Source organism: Rhizobium sp. 01T437 (assembly GCF_056398505.1).
Genome location: NZ_JBFTPM010000041.1, coordinates 13,733 through 29,932 on the forward strand (window position 1 = coordinate 13,733; position 16,200 = coordinate 29,932).

Consider the following 16,200-nt stretch of genomic DNA (forward strand, 5'->3'; position numbering starts at 1 on the left):
GTACATCCGTGGTCGCGCGAAGTCGTGACAAATTCTTAGGCAGCGCGGAGGTTGTCAGCAGAGCTCTTGCCCGAGCGACGGTCCTGCACGATGTCGTAGGTGACCTTCTGTCCGTCTGCGAGCGAGCGCAGACCAGCGCGTTCAACTGCAGAAATGTGGACGAAAACGTCGGTGCCGCCGTTATCCGGCTGGATAAAACCGAAACCCTTGGTGGCGTTGAACCACTTGACTGTACCTGTATTCATAACGATCTCCTTTCAAAGCAACCGTTGAAGTTCCCCGCGATACCCTGCGGGATTGGGTCGATTATTTGGAAGGAAATCTGACGAGAGCGCATAGGCTCTTCAACGACGTCACAAGCAATGGTCGATGAGCGTAATATACGGTCAATTTTAAATTTGGCAACAGATATAGGCGGAAAAACTTCGAATCGCCTGCAAGTTCCTGCTGTAAGCGGCTGATTTGCGGTCCAAATATTTATTCGCATAAGCGAGTGGCGCAGGCCCCGCCGAAGGTCTGGAAGCCGGCGAAGTGCCGCCGAACACCCCTCTGCCCTGCCGACCATCTCCCCCACTAGGGCGGAGATTCGCTGGACGCGCAGGCTTCCCCGGACAACGAGCCTTGCAGCCCGATCAAACGGCAGATGGGCGTAAAGGTCAAGCCGCTTGTTGAGGTGGTCGGCGGACCAGAGCGGTGTCCCACGGCACAACCATAAAGACAAAGCAGCCCCACTGAGTTCCGCTCTGGACGGCGACACCGATCGGATGCAGTCTGACGACAGTGACAGGGGGGCGTGTCATGTCCGGGGATATCATCATCCGCGAGCTTTTCGGCATGGATGAAATCGCGACGATCTTTCCGCTCAACAGCCAGGTCGGCCACTTGAGCGAGGCCGTCTTCCGCGAGCGCCTGTCGGCAATGATCGCGCAGGGCAACTACCGCTGCATCGCCGCCTATATGGGCGAGCGCATGGTGGGCATTTCCGGTTTCTGGACCGGCACGCAGCTCTGGTGCGGCAAATATATGGAAGTGGACAATCTGTCTGTCGACGAGGAACTGCGCAGCCGCGGCATCGGCGCAGCACTAATGGCCTGGATGGAGGCGGAAGCCGAGCGCACGGAATGCGCCGTCATCCGCATCGCCATGATCCTCGGCCGCGAGCGCACGCATCAGTTCTATCAGAGAAACGGATATTTCGATGACGGGCTGCTGATGGTGAAGGCGCTGAGCCGGGGTGCGGCTGAATTTCCGGAATATGTGTCCGGCCCGGCCATCGCTGGATAACAGGCGTCCGGCCGCCCGCAGGCTTCATCGCTCACGCAGGATATGGCCTTGGAACCAGCCGCGATGTAGGAAGGATCTCCGCGCACCCCCAGCGCTTCGATTAAAAGCAGCGCCTCGATTAAAAGCCCACTGGAACGACATATGGCGACGAAGCCGGTTGAACATGCTGTAAGGATCCGCCCCGCCAGGCCCGCCGACATGGAAACCCTCGGCGGCTTCGGAGCCCTGCTCGTCACGCTGCATCACGAACTGGACGCCAAGCGCTTCATCGAAGCGGCAAAAAGCACGCCGGCGCGATATGCGCAGTTCCTTGAAAGCGAGCTCGCTCTGCCGGAGACTGTGCTCCTCGTCGCCGAAGAGGACGGCGCGCTGCTCGGCTATGCCTATGCGGCGCTCGAAGGTTTCGACTATATGTCCCTGCGCGGGCCGGCAGGCGTCATCCACGATCTCTTCGTCGATCCGACGCGGCGGCGCGAAGGCGTTGGCCGGATGCTGCTGGAAGCGGCGATGGCCGGACTGAAATCCCTCGGCGCCGAACGCTTCGTGCTCTCGACTGCCCACCGCAACGAGACCGCGCGCAGCCTGTTCGCCGCCATGGGCTTTCGACCGACAATGGTCGAGATGACACGCGAAGCGGATCAGGACGGCAGCTAAACGGCCCCGGCTGACCGGCGTAACAGCCTAGTTCAGCACCAGTACATTGAACGTGGTGTCCCTGATCAACCCGTCGCCGTGGGGAGCGCGCAGGATGAACTTGTCTTTGCCCGTATATCCGCCCTTGGCGGTATAATAGAGAACGAGACCCGGTACCTCAACATTCCGGCAGCGGGCATACGGTCCGCTCGCATCAGGAAAGACGCGCTCACGCGCAATCTCGACACGCCCGTGTTTTGGAGCCTCGACGATACGGGTGACCGGCACATCTGCCAGCCTGCAGTTATTCTTGATGTGCCAGTGCTGACTGAGCTTCGACCGCACGCCCGTCATCACCGTTCTGGATACGGATTGCCGCTGATAGCTGTCGGCAGCTTCCGTCGGGCCGGATACGCTTGCCGCCAGGGAAATGAGAGCCAGAGTTACAATGAATTTTTTCACAATATCCCCTCCTGCATGCATCTGCTCGCCTATCCGAACCCTATGGAAAGTCAATTTTGAATTGCGAAATCACGCCTTACGGTAACACTGCAGATTCGACCACGACAAACCAAGATAAACAGCTGTTACAGCAATGCAACGGCCCGTAGCCAAACCCCTTCAGAAAGATCAGACGCACAGACTGTTCTGCCATCGGCCCGCCATTTTCTGCAATCATGCCTAGAAGCGGCCGGGGTGGATGATGCGTTCTTTCAGATGGGGATTTCGATGAAGTCATGTCGTGTCGTGGCCGCAATCTTTGCGTCGCTTTTTCTGGGGCTGACGGCCTCAGAGGCTGCCGCCTGCAGCTGCAAGAAAATGTCCGAAAAGCAGAAGTTTTCCAGCTCCGACCTCGTGGTGAAAGGCCGCATGAAGCTGGTGACCTACGGCGTCGAGCTTCCGGATTCGCTGGCCGATGGGCGGCCGGCCCGGATGACACGCGGCGATTTCGAGATCGACAAGGTGCTGAAGGGCCAGTTCGAAGGCAAAACGCTCTCGATCTTTACGGGCACCGGCCTCGGCGATTGCGGCCAGCTCGAAGCTTTCCTGGGCGCCGCCGTATATTACGATTCCGATAAATTCGCCGTTTGGGAATTTGGCCTGTCGAAGGTCGAACATGGCGGGCAGACCTTTTATTTCTCGGGGATCTGCGACTACATGAAAGCCCCAAACCAGAAGCGGGATTGAGCCCTCGGCACCCTCTACCGGTATCCGGCTACCGGATGCCGTTTTGACCTATATGCAACACCGCGAATAAATCTGTGCACCGGCCTCGTCCTGCCTTGCCCTTGCCTTCGCTTGCGGCTTTTTGAGGGCTCGCGGATGGGAGGGCGCCTCATGGAATGACGCTTTCCTCGCTTCCCTGTTCGCGCGGGGCTTTTTCGCGCGGCCCTTTTCGACGGCAAGATGGGAGCATGGCAAACACGATGCAGTTCAAGACGGTCCGGGCATTCGCCATCGCGTTGAGTGCAGCCCTGCTTTTCAGCGGCGCCGCCAGATGGCCGGCCCTGCCGGACTCGGGCTTTTTGATCGGCCGGGGTGCTGCGCCCGAAGATGTCGATAACGGAATCGCGATCTTCGCAGCCGGGCAGGATGGCAGCAGCGATGGAAAGCCGCTCGATATCGAAATCCCGCAATACGGCTATTTCCGCGAACAGGACAAATACGTCATCATCCTGCAGGCCGAGAAATATGATGGGCAAAGCATCATCGGCGCTGAGACATTCGACGGCGAGAAGGTGGTTGGCTTGATCGACGAGTTCGAGCTGCTGGGCGTTCACGCCCGGTAGTTTTTGTGCGCTCTCGCACGGCCGGGGATGGCACATAAAAAAGGAGGCTCGTCGGGAAGGACGGCCTCCAATTTGCGTCAAGTCGGCCCAGCTCCACAAGGCCGATCTCACCCTAGCCGTTAGCCTGATAACCGCCATCCCCCAATCGGGTGATGTTTTGCGCGATTGCGAAGATTTTCGAGAAAACTGAACGGATTCAAAGGTGTATTCCGTTACGTGAGGCTCGTCTGGGTGGAATTCTTCCTACCGCTCTCCTAGGGTAAGCTGCGGTCGACGATAGGGGGAAAGGCAGTACCGCCACGCGTCATGCCCCTTCTCACTCTTCATACAGGCGCCAACCCGCCACCTGCTCCCTAATCACACCCGCCAGCGCTCCAGCTGCGCAATCGCCATGCCGGCAATATCTCGCAAGGTCGCCGTATCCGCGCCATCGCGCGCCTGCACCGCCATGCCCTGGATGATCGCGCCGAGAAAGCGGGCGAGCGCCGTCACATCGGCATCCGGGCGCAATTGCCCTTCACTGATGGCGCGCTGCAAACGCTCCACGAAGCGGCCGACATTGGCCTCGCGCAGCTGGCTCATATGGGCGGCGACATCGATATTCTCGACGGCGGCCGTCAGCACCGCAGTCGAGATCATGCAGCCGGGCGGATAGCCGGGTCGGGTGAAATTGACGGCCGTGTCCTCGAGCAGCGTGCGGAAGGCATCGACCACGTCTTCTGCTTCCTGCCAGCCGCTTTCGCCGACATTGTGCAAATACCAGCTAACCGCATCGCGGTAGAGCTCCGCCTTGGAGCCGAAGGCGGCATAGAGGCTTTGCGGGGTGATGCCCATGGCCTCCGTCAGGTCCGAAATCGAGGTGCCCTCATAACCGCGCTGCCAGAAGAGGATGGCCGCCCTGCCCAGCACCTCGGCGCGGTCGAAAGCCGGTGGGCGGCCGCGGCGGCGCTTTTCTTCATTTATCACAGTGGTCACTCTTGAAATCCTCTGGCGCTCCGTTATTCTGGAGTGGTCATTGTGATAATAGGAGGATCGTGATGTCTATTCCAGAGCAAAGATCGGGGCCGGAAAAAAGATCGGGGCCAGAAAAAACATCGCCGGCGCTTGATCGGGCAATCGACAGCGCCATCGCCGAGCGGCGCATCGTCGGCACCGTCGTGACCGTGCTGAAGGACGGCGAGATGGTCTATCGCCGCGCCGCCGGCCTTGCCGATCGCGAAGCCGGCCGTCCGATGGAAGCGTCGCTGGTCTTCCGGCTCGCTTCGCTCACCAAGCCGGTCGTCACCGCTGCCGCCATGCATTTCGTCGAGACGGGCGTAATCAAGCTCTCCGATCCTGTCACCGCCACCCTGCCGGATTTCCGCCCGGCGCTTGCCGATGGCAGCCGGCCGGGCATTACGCTGGAACATCTGCTGACCCACACATCCGGCCTCGGCTACGGCTTCATCGAGGGGCCGGAGGGCGCCTATCGCAGGCTCGGCATTTCCGACGGGCTCGACCTCGTGGATTTCGACCTGAGCGAGAATATCCGTCGGCTGGGTGAAGCCCCGCTCGCCTTTGCGCCCGGCAGCGCCTGGCGCTATTCGCTCGGCATCGATGTTATCGGCGCGGTTCTGGAGCGCGTGGCGGGTGCGCCGCTGCAGGAGATCGTCGCAAAGCATGTCACCGGCCCGCTCGGCATGGCCGACACCGGCTTTCTGGCCCGCGCACCGGAACGTCTGGTCAAACCCTATCTGGACGGCACGCCGGAGCCGGAGGCCATGCGCGATGGCACCACCACCGGCAACGCCATCTTCTCGCCGTCGCGCGCGCTTGCGCCCTCCGCCTATCCCTCGGGTGGTGCGGGCATGGTCGGTACGGCAGACGACATGCTGCGCTTCTTCGAGGCGATGCGCACCGATGGCGGCGGCATCCTGAAACCGGAGACCCTTGCCGAAATGCGGCGCGACCGCATCGGCGCGTCCGCCCAGTCCGACGGCCCCGGCTGGGGTTTCGGCCTCGGCTGGGCAGTGCTCGCAGATCCGGCCGCCGATGCCTCGCCACAGGCGCCGGGCACGCTGCAATGGGGCGGCGCCTACGGTCACAACTGGTTCATCGACCCCGCCAACGGGCTGACAGTGCTGACGCTGACCAACACGGCGCTGGAGGGCATGTGGGGCCAGTTCAAGACCGATATCCGCAAGGCGGCCTATGCGGATTTCGTAGGAATGCTCGCGGCATGACGGACTGCGGTGGCCATCCTCGCTGGAGGACGCTCTGACTTTTGAACCGACGCATCAGGCTTTCCGAAAATCGATTCCGATTTTCGGGCCGATGCTGTGGCCGCCGCCTAGCCCGCTACCGGCACCAGCCCGTAGCGGCTCATGATCGCCTTCACCTTCTCCAGATCGGGCGGCCCGCCGGCCGCCATGAGATCGGCAATTTCGCGAAAATAGGCCGGGCCGAGCACGCCGGGGGTCAGGACGTTCAAGACGGTTGCCGGCTCTTGGCTGTCATTGCGGAAGGAATGCACCACGCCGCGGCGAATGAAGGCCGATCCGCCCGGCCCGATCACATGATCGGCGCCGTCGATGCGGAAGGTGAGCGTGCCCGAGAGACCATAGACCACCTCATCCCAGCTCTCATGATAATGCGGCACCGGCACTTTTGCCTGCGGCGCGACCGTCATGCGAAAAAGATCGAGGCTGCCGGCCGTATCATCCTTGCCGTGCAGGAATTCCAGCGCCAAACCGCCGATCCTGATCGTCTCCATGAGCGCATCCTTTGCGGTTATGTCACCGGCCGGTGGGCAGGATATACCGCGGGGCGCGGCTGGCCAATGGTGCCTGGGGGTGACTTTCCGAACGATCGGCTCGGGCGCCCTGCCCCAGCGCCTTGTACGGGCGTTCTCTACCACAGGAACGGCTGTCCCCTCCGGGCATTTTTTTGGCGGCGTCGGCATTTGCGGTATGCACGAATGCCTCAGCGCGATCGCCGAACCAAAAATGCAGGCCGGGCACCGATGAGCTCGGTACACGCCCGGCCAGTCTCAACCCGTCAGGATCGGATATAGGCTCTGACTGCGGCCACGGCAGCAGCATCCCGCAGATCCTGCGTTGCCTGCAGATGTCTTATGCTTTCCCACGGATCAACCCGCCAGCTGTAATCCGTGCTGGGATCGAAGGCGATCTGTTGCGAACGACCATCGGCGAATTTCACCGTCAGGGCGGAATCTGGCGTCAGGTTCACGGTGATGCTGTCGCGGTCGCTTCCATCGAATGTAATGGTCGCTGTGTTATCAGTGATGGAGATATGGGTGTTCTCCGCAGAGATGCCTTCGCCGAGCTCAAGCGTCGAGTCCGATCCGACAAGGTTCAGCTTGTCCTTGCCGTCACCGGCCGCATATTTGATAAGCGAGCCCGTTTCCGTTGGGATGTTGCTGCCCATTTCGGAGCGCCTTGCGGTGAGAGTAATGATATCGTCGCCCGTCCCTCCGGTAACGACATTGCTTGCGCCCGCCGAGATGCGATCGTCGCCTTCTCCGCCGTCGATGGTGTTGGCCGAACCCGCCTGGATGATATCGTTGCCGGCTCCGCCCCTGATCGTGTTGTGGGTCGTGGCTGCGGTGATCTGATCGTCGCCACTGTCGCCGTTGATGTCTGACCCGCCGCGTGTCACGATCGTGTCATCGCCCGCACCACCGCTGATCTTGTTGAGGCCGCCGGCGTCGATGTAGTCATTTCCGGCGCCGCCGCTGAACGAGGAGCCGATCCCGCCCTTCATGATGTCATCGCCATCCGTGCCTACCAGACCGGCATTGACGCCGCCGGCGATCAACTGGCCGCCGCTTTCCAGGAGGATCCGGACGATTTTTCCGCTCGCATCCAAGGGGTCGGGTAAAAGACCGGCCGCGGTTGCAGCACTGAGAATCCCGTCCGGCGACGTCGGATCCTGCTGCTGATTTGAGCGAATGCTCTTCAGCAAGGTCAGGGCGGCCGAACTATGAATAGATGAAATAGATGTCATGGTGCTTCCTCAAGGGTCGCCCGCAGCCATCATGGGCCTGGAGCGCCAGTTGATTGCAGAGCGTCATGCTTGCCTTAAGAATAACGGCACGACCCTAGGTGGCAGTTGGTTAAAAAACGCAGAACGGGATATGCAGGATATTGAGTATCACCTGCAGTTGCCGAGGAGTTTATTTGACCGCCGGGTTTGGTGCTGACCAACCGGCCTCTCCCGCACTGCTGCTCAGACGCCCTCCACGGCAAGCCAGATGACGCTCGTAACGAAGAGGAGGCAAAAGCCCGCGGCGATGCCTGCGAAAATGCCGGCGGCAAGGCTCGACTTCCGCCCGACCCACCAGGTGACCGCCGGCGACGCGACCAGCAGGCAGAGCGCCTGCACCACAGTGACAGGACCCAACCGCATATCGAGGTCGGAGATGATCAATGCCAGTGCGGCCACCCAGAGGAAGATACCGCCGAAGACGATGACGCCGGCAACTGCGCCGAGCGCTGCGCCATAGGCCTTCCAGACCCGTTCGGTCTCCCAAAGGGCGGGCGGCAGGGCCAGTATCCATGGCAGGAGGTCGGTCAGCGTGTGCATGCGGCAAGCTTCGCAGGCAGACGTTAATTTGATCCTCGCTCTCGCCTTCTTTCCCCGTCATCAGCTACGAGTCACGGGTTACGAGTCAGGAGATGCCGATGCTTCGCACCATGTTCGCCTTTGCCCTTCTCCTTGCCTGCGCGTTTGCCGCGAGAGCCGATGCGCCCGATGCAGACGGCACGCCGGCGCCGGCAGACCCATGCGCGCGCCAAAACTTCGAAGGCGCCGCCTATATCGTCTGCGATGTCGATCCCGCAAAGGCGGATCTGCGCCTGTTCTGGAAGGATGCCGGGGGCAAGCCCTATCGCAATTTTTCGGGCGTCGCCGATGCTGTCACCGGTGAAGGACATTGGCTTCTCTTTGCCATGAATGCCGGCATGTACCGCGAGGATTTCACGCCGATGGGGCTTTATGTCGAGGATGGCAGGGAGCTGATCCCGGCAAATACCGAGGCGCCGCCCAAGGTTTCCGGCCCGGTGCCGAATTTCTACAAGACGCCGAACGGCATCTTCTATCTCGATGAGGCCGGCCCGCACATCATTCCTACCGAGGATTTCCTGAAGCAGGAGCGCGAGGTGCGCCTCGCCACGCAATCCGGCCCGATGCTGGTCATCGACAACAGGATCAACCCGATCTTCATACCCGGCTCGACCGACCGCACGCGCCGCAACGGTGTCGGCATCTCATCCGACGGCACGCTCCGCTTCGTTATCAGCGAGGACAGGGTGAACTTCCACGATTTCGCAAGGCTCTTCCGCGACGAGCTGAAATGCGCCGATGCGCTCTTCCTCGATGGCGGGCGCGGCACCGGGCTCTACAATCCGGCACTCGGCCGCAACGACACGTCCTGGCACGGCGGCTACGGGCCGATCCTCGGGCTGGTGGATGAGAAGCAGGGCTAGGCGTTGAACTCAGGCCGCCCCATCAAGCAGGCTGCATGGCCGTCAACTGCCGCGTCTCGACGATCTCGGCGAAATCGGATTTCAGATGCGCCATCGTCACGTCGAAGATCGCGCGGGCCGATAGATGCGCATCCGGCAGGTCGAAGCCGAGCACGGCGTCGCTGACGACGCTCATCTTGAAACCGAGATCGGAACCGGCGCGCACGGTGGTATTGACACAGAAACCGGCGACCGCCCCTGTCACCACCAAGTGGGTGATGCCGACCTCTTGCAGATAGCCCTCGAGCTCGGTGGAGGCAAAGCCCGACGAGGTGCACTTGATGAAAACAGGTTCGTTCTCCCGCGCCACGGCACAGGGCATCGGCTGGTAGCCGGGCGCCGTCTCATGCAGCGCCGAACTCTCGTCGGCGTCGCGATGGCGGATATGGATGACCGGCTTGCGGGCGGCGCGGAAGGCGGCGGCAAGGGCGGCGATATTCTCTCCCGCCTCGCCATTCACACGCTCGCGCCCGGCATCCAGCCGCTCCTGCATAGCCATCTGCATATCGATGATGAGGAGTGCACTCGTCATGGTCGATATCCTCCAGGCGCTCTGGCCAATGCTTTCGAAACTCTGGCCTTCAGGTCTACCACCTGCCGTAGGGCAAGTCGCTCCCCAAATCTAGCGAGGCGGCCCTGGTAATGTAGTCGTGAACGCCGCGGCGACAGCGCCGACAACCAAAGGCTGAATTCTGCAAAAATACGTTACACCCCACCGCAAAATGCCGCTATGATCCCGCCATCATAGCCAGGGTGGTGAAATGATTTCGTCGCTTCAAAACCTGCTCGCGGGGCGCGTCGATGTTTGCGTCGTCGGTTCCGGGCCTGTCGGTCTGGCGCTGGGCATCGCGCTTGCCCGGTCGGGGCTTTCGGTCGCGCTCCTGGAATCCGGCGGCAAGGCGATCTCGGAAAAGACCAACCGGCTGGCGGCCGCGGCCTCCATCAGCACTGCCCACCATGCCGAAGCGAGCCTGACGATCCGCCGCGCAGTCGGCGGCACCTCGAAGGCCTGGGGCGGCCGGTGCGTGGAGTTCGACGACAGCGATTTCGATGGCAGGCCGGCGCGCGGCGATGCCCGCTGGCCGATCGAGCACAGCGCCTTCAGGGCCTATTATGACGATGCCCGCACCTTTCTCGGCGCCGAACTACCTGACGTCGAGATGCCGGACATGGACGGTGAATTCGAACCCTCGATCGAGAGCTGGGCCCGCGAGCCAGATATGGCCAAGGCGCACGGGGCGCTGATCGAAAGCCTGCCGAACCTGCACCTCGTCACCCAGGCAACCGTGATCGGGCTCGATCTCGATCGCGAAGGCGCCCGCACGAAACGGCTCATGGTGTGGCATCGCGGCAAGCTGCATTCCGTGGGCGCGACGATCTTCGTGCTGGCCTGCGGCGGGCGCGAAAATGCCCGCCTGCTGCTGGCAGCGCAGGAAATCGCGCCGCGGCTTTTCGGCGGCGTCGATGGCCCGCTCGGGCGCTATTACATGGGGCATCTGGCCGGCGAGCTCGCCCGCATCCGCTTCACCGATCGAAGCTTCATGGAAAAGATGTTCTTCCGGCGGGACGGCGCCGGCGCTTGGTTCCGCTCGCGGCTGATACCGAGCATCGCCCTGCAGAACGAGCGCGATCTTTTAAACAGCGTCTTCTGGCTGCGCAGCCCGCCGCTGGAGGAGGTCTATGCAACGGCGGGGGCGCGTGCGACGCTGAACATGTTCAGGGCGATTACCGGCAGGCGCAAGATGCGCCGGATGTCCTTCAAGGCGAGCGTCTCCGACACCACCTCGCTGTCCGACATGGTCGCAAACCCCATGCAAAGCTTCAACGCTGCCCTGCAACTGACGACGGCAGCGCTCAAATCCGAGCGGCAGCCGAATTTCTTCGTGAAGAACGGCGAGCATCTCTACTGGCTCGCCTATCACGGCGAACAGCGGCCTATTGCTTCCAACCGCGTGCGGCTGAGCTCCGAGGTCGATGAAACCGGCCTGAAGCGACTGGCCGTCAGTTTCGACTTCGACGAGGAGGATCTCGCCTCGCTGATCAGGTGCCACCACGCGCTGGCCGAATGGATCGGCAAACGGCGGATCGGCACATTCGAATGGCTCCACCCCGAAGACGGCCTGCAAACCGCCGTCCGCCGCCAGGCGCTCGACGGCTACCACCAGATCGGGCTCACCAGAATGGGCGCCTCGCCGCGTTCAAGCGTGGTGGACGGCAACTGCCGCTGCCACGACCTCGAAAACCTCTATGTCGCCGGCAGCTCGGTCTTTCCGGTATCCGGACAGGCCAATCCGACATTGCCGGCGGTGGCGCTGGCGCTGCGATTGGCGGATCATTTGAAGGGGGAGTTGCGGGGGTAGTGCAGGCCATGCCTCCTCCGCCCTGCCCGGCACCAGCAGTCATTCGCCCTGATGATGTGAACCACGGCTCGGCGGGTTGCCTCCCGCATCCACGATCGCCCGGACGACGAGCGCGATGCGTTCGTCACGCATGCCGGGCCGAACGCGGCCCGACCGTTCGAGCTCGGCAAGTCCGTGCAGGGCTGCCCAGAAGGTTTCGGTCACGATCTCCGCATCGGCGCAGAACGGAGCTACCGCTGCTGCCAGCACCTCGAAACCGACCCGAAGTTCCGCTCGCGTGTCGGCTTCGGCGAACCGCAATTGGGTCGGGAGGATAAACATGGCCTGGTAGAGCGACGGGCGGCTATGCGCGAAGGCAAAATAGGCCATGGCGACATCCGTGAGCGCATCTCGTCGGTCGTTCGCCCCGTCCACCGCCGCCCGAAGAACGGCCGTGAGCTCCTTGAAGCCCTCGACTGCGACTGCCGCTACGATCGCGTCCCGGTTCTCGAAATGTGAATAGAGAACCGGCTGGCTGTATTCGATCTCCTTGGCCAGACGGCGGATCGTGACGGCATCCCATCCCTCGCTCTCCGCAATTGCGCGGGCTGCCGCGACGATACGATCTTCGCGATCGGCGCGTTCCCGGCTTTTTCGCTCTGCGATACCCATTTCCAAACTCCATGCCCTGCCCCGCTGACATCAGGATCATATCACGGCTTGAATATCTAGCAACGCTAGCTTATATCTAGCACTGCTAGATTATTTCAAACCGCTAGAAGGATGGCGTGATGGATTGGCTTCTGAATGGGATCGGACTGCTTGTGGCCCTCGCAATTATCGCGGTCGGCACCGGCTATATCGCGAGCCCAACGACCATGGTGCGCAGTTTTGGCCTGCCGCTTCCTGGAAATGACCCTGATACCCCCTCGTGGCTTCGCCTCAAGGGCGTTCGCGACATCGTGGCGGGATTGCTCGTGCTTGCCTTCATGCTGTGGGGTGCACAACGGGAGATCGGCATCATCCTGCTGATCGAGGCAATGATCCCCGTCGGCGACATGCTGGTCATTCTCGCGGCGAAAGGTTCCACCAAGAGCGCCTTCGGCATTCATGGCCTCACGGCCGCAATCATGCTCCTGGCCGCCATTCCCATGATCACAGGTACGCACTGAGATGGTTCACGTTCTTTCACTCTGGTTTCTGGCTGTCGCATTCTCTGGCGCGGGCATCGTCAATGCGATCGGCACATCGGGCACGCGAAGCGATTTTGCCCGGTGGGGCTATCCGCGCTGGTGGGGTGTTGTGACGGGCGGACTTGAAATATCGAGCGCCGCCCTGATCGCGCTTCCCGTCAGCCGCATTCCTGGCCTGGCGCTTGGGGCGGTCGTCATCGCAGCCGCGATCTTCACTGTTCTGCGCCACCGCGACCATCAGCACCTTCCACCGCTGAGTGTCTTCGTCAGCCTGATCGCTCTTGCGACGATCTCGTCTTGAGCCCGGTGAGCAGGGAGGAAAACGGGCCGCGCTGCATTCGTCGCCGAAGCGCTGACACGCCGCCCCTGCCGATCGGAGTTGCGCCTGAAACAGCTACACCCTGGCGGGATTCACAAGGTTGCACAATTCAGGATAGCACAACATCTGTTAGAACATTTTCCGGGCACCAATGATCTTTCATACCATAATCAGCAATGGCTAATTGTTGTTATCGAGACCTGGAGTGCATCATTTCCCCGGCAGGTTGGGAAGACCAATCGAAGATCATCGCATCCAGGTGGAGGAAAGAAACATGAAGCGCATCGCAGCTTTAGCAGTAATCCTTGTTTTCGGTGCATTCTCCGCAATCGCCGCAACCGCGATGACCGGCAAGGAACTGACGGCCCTGTTGTCAAACGGCAAGGAACTTATCCTTGGCGGACAGAAGGAAGGATATAGCGGCACGCTGTCGATATCGAAGGACGGGACCGCCAAGGGTCAGGTCAAGCTCGACAACGGCGATGTGATCCCGATCGAAGGCAATTGGCACATCGCCGGCAACAAGTTTTGCCGAACCTGGAAGGGCGGCCGGGACGCCGGAAAGGAAATCTGCGAGACCTGGAACAAGACCGGCCCGAACTCTGTGCGCGTCATGAACGGCAAGCGCGATCTCGGCCTCAACTCATGGTGATCGCAAAACCGGCCGAACCGCCTATTCCCCCTTTTCGTCGGTCTCGTCCGCCGCAGGCTTGGTGCTGAAGAGGCTCTTGAGCGCGTTGGTCTTGGATTTTTGTGCCTTGCTCAACTTCAGCGCCCGATTGGCGGCCTTGGCCTGTTCCAGCATCATTTCGATCTGGATCTGCTGGATCTCGGTCAGCCGTTCCCACTGCCGGTTCAACAGGTGATCGACCTTTTCATGCAGGTGGCGGATTTCCAGCTCGGCCTTGAGATTGACCTTGTAGTCGTTGAGCGCCCGCAACCGGTCCTTAGCTTCCTGGCGGCGCTGGCTCATCATGATGATCGGCGCCTGCAGGGCGGCGATGGTCGAAAGGATGAGGTTCAGCAGGATGAAGGGATAGACGTCGAAGGCAGCCCTCTCGCCAAGCACCAGGTTGATCCCCATCCACACGGCGAGGAAGAAGCAGAAGGAGATGATGAAGGTCCAGCTTCCGCCGAAGGTCGCGACGACATCGGCGACACGATCGCCGAGCGAACGGTGTTCCTCGTAATCCTCTTCGATGTTTTCGGCGAGCGTGTCATGGGTCTTCAGGCTCTCGACGACCTCGTCCTCGAGGTTGGAGAGCTCGCCTCGTTCGTCGCGCAGCAATTCGGCAATGTACTGGCCGCGATAGTCATCGACCATCTTGCGGCTGATATAATCGTCCGAGCGGATGCCGGGGTGTTTCTGCCGCACGAAATCGGCGAGCGCGGGGCGCAGATCGTCAAAATGGAAGGCGTCCTTCTTCTTCAGTGTGTGGCCTGTGATCGCGTCCACCAGCTTGACGGACTTTGCCTTCGCCTGAGCCAGGCTCTTGGAATAGTCGTCCATCTCGACGGTGGCGGCCTCTCCGTGCCCGGCATCGAAGTCGACGATTTCTCCCGTTAAATCCAGGGGCTTCTCTTCTGCCATCTGCTGATCCTCGCTGCCGATTTTTCGCCCGTCTAGCCATCAATTCCAACAGGATTGTGACATGGATTTCGCCGTAGTTTGAGGGGGCTGACGGGTGCGGCGGAATGCCGCCTCACGCTCGATGCTTAGATCACTCCGTGACAGTCCGCGCGGGGAAGTCCTCGCAAGCAAGGTGGCTCGGGCCGCTCAGCCCAATTTCACCTTAACAAGAAGCCGCATTGACGACACACCATGGGTCAGCGTGTTTCTCACGCCACGCCTGATCGAGGCGGGGCACACAACCCAGCAAAGGGGGATAGCAGTCATGACTACGAGAAGCGTGAAATGCTTCGCTCTGGCCGCTGCACTAGCTTGCAGTGTCTTCGCTCCAGCGCAAGCACTGGACAAGAAGCCCAACATTGCAATGCTCATGACCGACGATGACTCAAATGACCGCTTTGGGGTCGAGACGCGACCCTTCTGCCATCATTGGCAAGTCCGCAGTTGGCGCTTCGTGGACCTTGTAACTATTGCTGGCCGTCGTGTTCGTCCCCCATGGGCGGAACCGCTTTCATAGTTGGGCGTTTTTGTCAGTTAGATCGGGTACTGCTGGCATTCCGCCGGCACTGCCGAATGGGAGAAAAATCATGAGAACGATATTAATCGCGATAGGTGCGTTAACTGCCTTAACCGCGTCTGCTTTTGCGGCCGAGCCGGCCAAGATGGTCGAGACGAAAATGGGCAAGGTCCTGGCCACTGAAAAAGGCATGGTGCTTTACACATTCGACAAAGATGCAAAAGGCAAATCCAACTGCGACGCCGATTGCCTGAAGAAGTGGCCGGCGTTCCACGCTGGAGCCAAGGCCAAGGCGGAAGGCGAATGGTCTCTAGTCAAGGCTGCGGATGGCAAAGAGATGTGGGCCTATGAGGGTAAGCCGCTTTACACCTATGTCGAGGATAAGAAAGCCGGTGAAGCCAACGGCGATGGCGTTGGAGGAGTGTGGCACGTGGCCAAATAGCTCACCGGCGACGGTTCGAATGGGCGGTCGTCGGATCGCCCTGAACCCCAAGACCAACTTCTGGAACGACCTATTCTGTCTGTGGTTTCGCCGACAAACCCGGCCCGCCCGGCCCGTCCGATGGAACCGACCGCTCAAGCCTGACTTTCCCAGCCTCGTCGATAATACAGATCGCCACTGACCGCAGTGACACGTCCAAGGCAGCATAAAACATCGTCGTCTCCCGTCATCTCGGTTGCATCGAGATTGTAATGGGAGCCTGCCCCTTGTGGTCACCCCGGTACTGACGTGCTGTCGATTTACCCGACTGTCTGCTTTCAGGTGCTGATGAATGCGGCGCGAATGACCGACATGGGGGCGCATTGCGGATCGGCCGGTACCGTGAAGAGTTTCGGGCGCCGGCAGGCGTACGAAAGTCCCCGAGGAAGGAACCCGCGGGCCACAGTCGGAGGCTATGGGGATTTCGATCTGCGGCTGATGTCGGCGATGGCGCGACCGCCGTCAGGAAGTGGGGTGATGGATGCGGAC

Annotated in this window: 21 protein-coding genes; 12 read left to right on the forward strand and 9 right to left on the reverse strand. The window is 61.1% G+C overall.

What is annotated here, in order from left to right; translation table 11 throughout:
• Window positions 1-35 precede the first annotated feature (35 nt).
• Window positions 36-245: a cold-shock protein gene (locus AC1DM5_RS35295; RefSeq protein WP_007819041.1), complete on the reverse strand. Its 210-nt coding sequence runs from the start codon at window positions 243-245 to the stop codon at window positions 36-38.
• 553 nt (window positions 246-798) lie between these two features.
• Here AC1DM5_RS35295 and AC1DM5_RS35300 point away from each other — a divergent pair.
• Entirely contained in the window at window positions 799-1,284 is a 486-nt protein-coding gene (locus AC1DM5_RS35300) for a GNAT family N-acetyltransferase (protein WP_477823941.1), read from the forward strand.
• 141 nt (window positions 1,285-1,425) lie between these two features.
• Entirely contained in the window at window positions 1,426-1,938 is a 513-nt protein-coding gene (locus AC1DM5_RS35305; protein WP_477823942.1) for an N-acetyltransferase family protein, read from the forward strand.
• 27 nt (window positions 1,939-1,965) lie between these two features.
• On the opposite strand, the gene AC1DM5_RS35310 is transcribed toward AC1DM5_RS35305, so the two are convergent.
• Complete coding sequence (locus tag AC1DM5_RS35310; RefSeq protein ID WP_477823943.1) at window positions 1,966-2,379, reverse strand: hypothetical protein; 414 nt, start codon at window positions 2,377-2,379, stop codon at window positions 1,966-1,968.
• Between the two features lie 267 nt (window positions 2,380-2,646).
• On the opposite strand from AC1DM5_RS35310, the gene AC1DM5_RS35315 reads away from it, so the two are divergent.
• Together AC1DM5_RS35315 and AC1DM5_RS35320 are read left to right on the forward strand one after the other, a co-directional pair.
• Window positions 2,647-3,105: a hypothetical protein gene (locus tag AC1DM5_RS35315; RefSeq protein WP_477823944.1), complete on the forward strand. Its 459-nt coding sequence runs from the start codon at window positions 2,647-2,649 to the stop codon at window positions 3,103-3,105.
• A gap of 227 nt (window positions 3,106-3,332) precedes the next feature.
• Window positions 3,333-3,707 (forward strand): hypothetical protein, encoded by a 375-nt coding sequence (locus AC1DM5_RS35320; protein ID WP_477823945.1) that lies wholly within the window; start codon window positions 3,333-3,335, stop codon window positions 3,705-3,707.
• Between the two features lie 357 nt (window positions 3,708-4,064).
• On the opposite strand, the gene AC1DM5_RS35325 is transcribed toward AC1DM5_RS35320, so the two are convergent.
• On the reverse strand, window positions 4,065-4,691 hold the full coding sequence (locus AC1DM5_RS35325; protein WP_477823962.1) for a TetR/AcrR family transcriptional regulator: 627 nt from the start codon (window positions 4,689-4,691) through the stop codon (window positions 4,065-4,067).
• 53 nt (window positions 4,692-4,744) lie between these two features.
• Here AC1DM5_RS35325 and AC1DM5_RS35330 point away from each other — a divergent pair, with 53 nt between their 5' ends.
• Entirely contained in the window at window positions 4,745-5,929 is a 1,185-nt protein-coding gene (locus AC1DM5_RS35330) for a serine hydrolase domain-containing protein (protein ID WP_477823946.1), read from the forward strand.
• Between the two features lie 107 nt (window positions 5,930-6,036).
• Here the strand turns inward: AC1DM5_RS35330 and AC1DM5_RS35335 are convergent, their stop codons facing one another.
• The 3 genes from AC1DM5_RS35335 to AC1DM5_RS35345 all read right to left on the reverse strand — a co-directional run bounded on the left by AC1DM5_RS35335 (window position 6,037) and on the right by AC1DM5_RS35345 (window position 8,291).
• Complete coding sequence (locus tag AC1DM5_RS35335) at window positions 6,037-6,459, reverse strand: cupin domain-containing protein (RefSeq protein ID WP_477823947.1); 423 nt, start codon at window positions 6,457-6,459, stop codon at window positions 6,037-6,039.
• A 284-nt stretch (window positions 6,460-6,743) separates the two neighbouring features.
• Window positions 6,744-7,712, reverse strand: coding sequence for a calcium-binding protein (locus AC1DM5_RS35340; RefSeq protein WP_477823948.1), 969 nt, complete (start codon window positions 7,710-7,712; stop codon window positions 6,744-6,746).
• Window positions 7,713-7,934: 222 nt separating this feature from the next.
• Window positions 7,935-8,291 carry a hypothetical protein gene (locus tag AC1DM5_RS35345; RefSeq protein WP_477823949.1) on the reverse strand — a complete coding sequence of 119 codons (357 nt, stop codon included), beginning with the start codon at window positions 8,289-8,291 and terminating at the stop codon, window positions 7,935-7,937.
• 98 nt (window positions 8,292-8,389) lie between these two features.
• Here AC1DM5_RS35345 and AC1DM5_RS35350 point away from each other — a divergent pair, with 98 nt between their 5' ends.
• A complete protein-coding gene (locus AC1DM5_RS35350) occupies window positions 8,390-9,193 on the forward strand; it encodes a phosphodiester glycosidase family protein (RefSeq protein ID WP_477823950.1) in 804 nt (267 codons plus the stop codon).
• A gap of 22 nt (window positions 9,194-9,215) precedes the next feature.
• On the opposite strand, the gene AC1DM5_RS35355 is transcribed toward AC1DM5_RS35350, so the two are convergent.
• Window positions 9,216-9,764: an isochorismatase family protein gene (locus tag AC1DM5_RS35355; protein ID WP_477823951.1), complete on the reverse strand. Its 549-nt coding sequence runs from the start codon at window positions 9,762-9,764 to the stop codon at window positions 9,216-9,218.
• A gap of 229 nt (window positions 9,765-9,993) precedes the next feature.
• Between AC1DM5_RS35355 and AC1DM5_RS35360 the strand changes: the two genes are divergently transcribed.
• Complete coding sequence (locus AC1DM5_RS35360; protein WP_477823952.1) at window positions 9,994-11,592, forward strand: GMC oxidoreductase; 1,599 nt, start codon at window positions 9,994-9,996, stop codon at window positions 11,590-11,592.
• Window positions 11,593-11,631: 39 nt separating this feature from the next.
• Here AC1DM5_RS35360 and AC1DM5_RS35365 read toward each other — a convergent pair whose 3' ends face one another.
• A complete protein-coding gene (locus AC1DM5_RS35365; RefSeq protein ID WP_477823953.1) occupies window positions 11,632-12,243 on the reverse strand; it encodes a TetR/AcrR family transcriptional regulator in 612 nt (203 codons plus the stop codon).
• A 119-nt stretch (window positions 12,244-12,362) separates the two neighbouring features.
• On the opposite strand from AC1DM5_RS35365, the gene AC1DM5_RS35370 reads away from it, so the two are divergent.
• The 3 genes from AC1DM5_RS35370 (at window position 12,363) to AC1DM5_RS35380 (ending at window position 13,735) form a co-directional block, all read left to right on the forward strand.
• Entirely contained in the window at window positions 12,363-12,743 is a 381-nt protein-coding gene (locus AC1DM5_RS35370) for a DUF4267 domain-containing protein (RefSeq protein WP_477823954.1), read from the forward strand.
• A gap of 1 nt (window position 12,744) precedes the next feature.
• Window positions 12,745-13,065 (forward strand): DoxX family protein, encoded by a 321-nt coding sequence (locus AC1DM5_RS35375; RefSeq protein ID WP_477823955.1) that lies wholly within the window; start codon window positions 12,745-12,747, stop codon window positions 13,063-13,065.
• A gap of 292 nt (window positions 13,066-13,357) precedes the next feature.
• Window positions 13,358-13,735: a hypothetical protein gene (locus tag AC1DM5_RS35380; RefSeq protein ID WP_477823956.1), complete on the forward strand. Its 378-nt coding sequence runs from the start codon at window positions 13,358-13,360 to the stop codon at window positions 13,733-13,735.
• A gap of 21 nt (window positions 13,736-13,756) precedes the next feature.
• Here AC1DM5_RS35380 and AC1DM5_RS35385 read toward each other — a convergent pair whose 3' ends face one another.
• Window positions 13,757-14,674, reverse strand: a complete 918-nt coding sequence (locus AC1DM5_RS35385; protein ID WP_477823957.1) for a DUF1003 domain-containing protein — start codon at window positions 14,672-14,674, stop codon at window positions 13,757-13,759.
• A gap of 626 nt (window positions 14,675-15,300) precedes the next feature.
• Between AC1DM5_RS35385 and AC1DM5_RS35390 the strand changes: the two genes are divergently transcribed.
• Together AC1DM5_RS35390 and AC1DM5_RS35395 are read left to right on the forward strand one after the other, a co-directional pair.
• Window positions 15,301-15,672 (forward strand): COG4315 family predicted lipoprotein, encoded by a 372-nt coding sequence (locus AC1DM5_RS35390; protein ID WP_477823958.1) that lies wholly within the window; start codon window positions 15,301-15,303, stop codon window positions 15,670-15,672.
• 288 nt (window positions 15,673-15,960) lie between these two features.
• A partial coding sequence (locus AC1DM5_RS35395) for a hypothetical protein (protein WP_477823959.1) occupies window positions 15,961-16,200 on the forward strand: 240 nt, incomplete at its 3' end.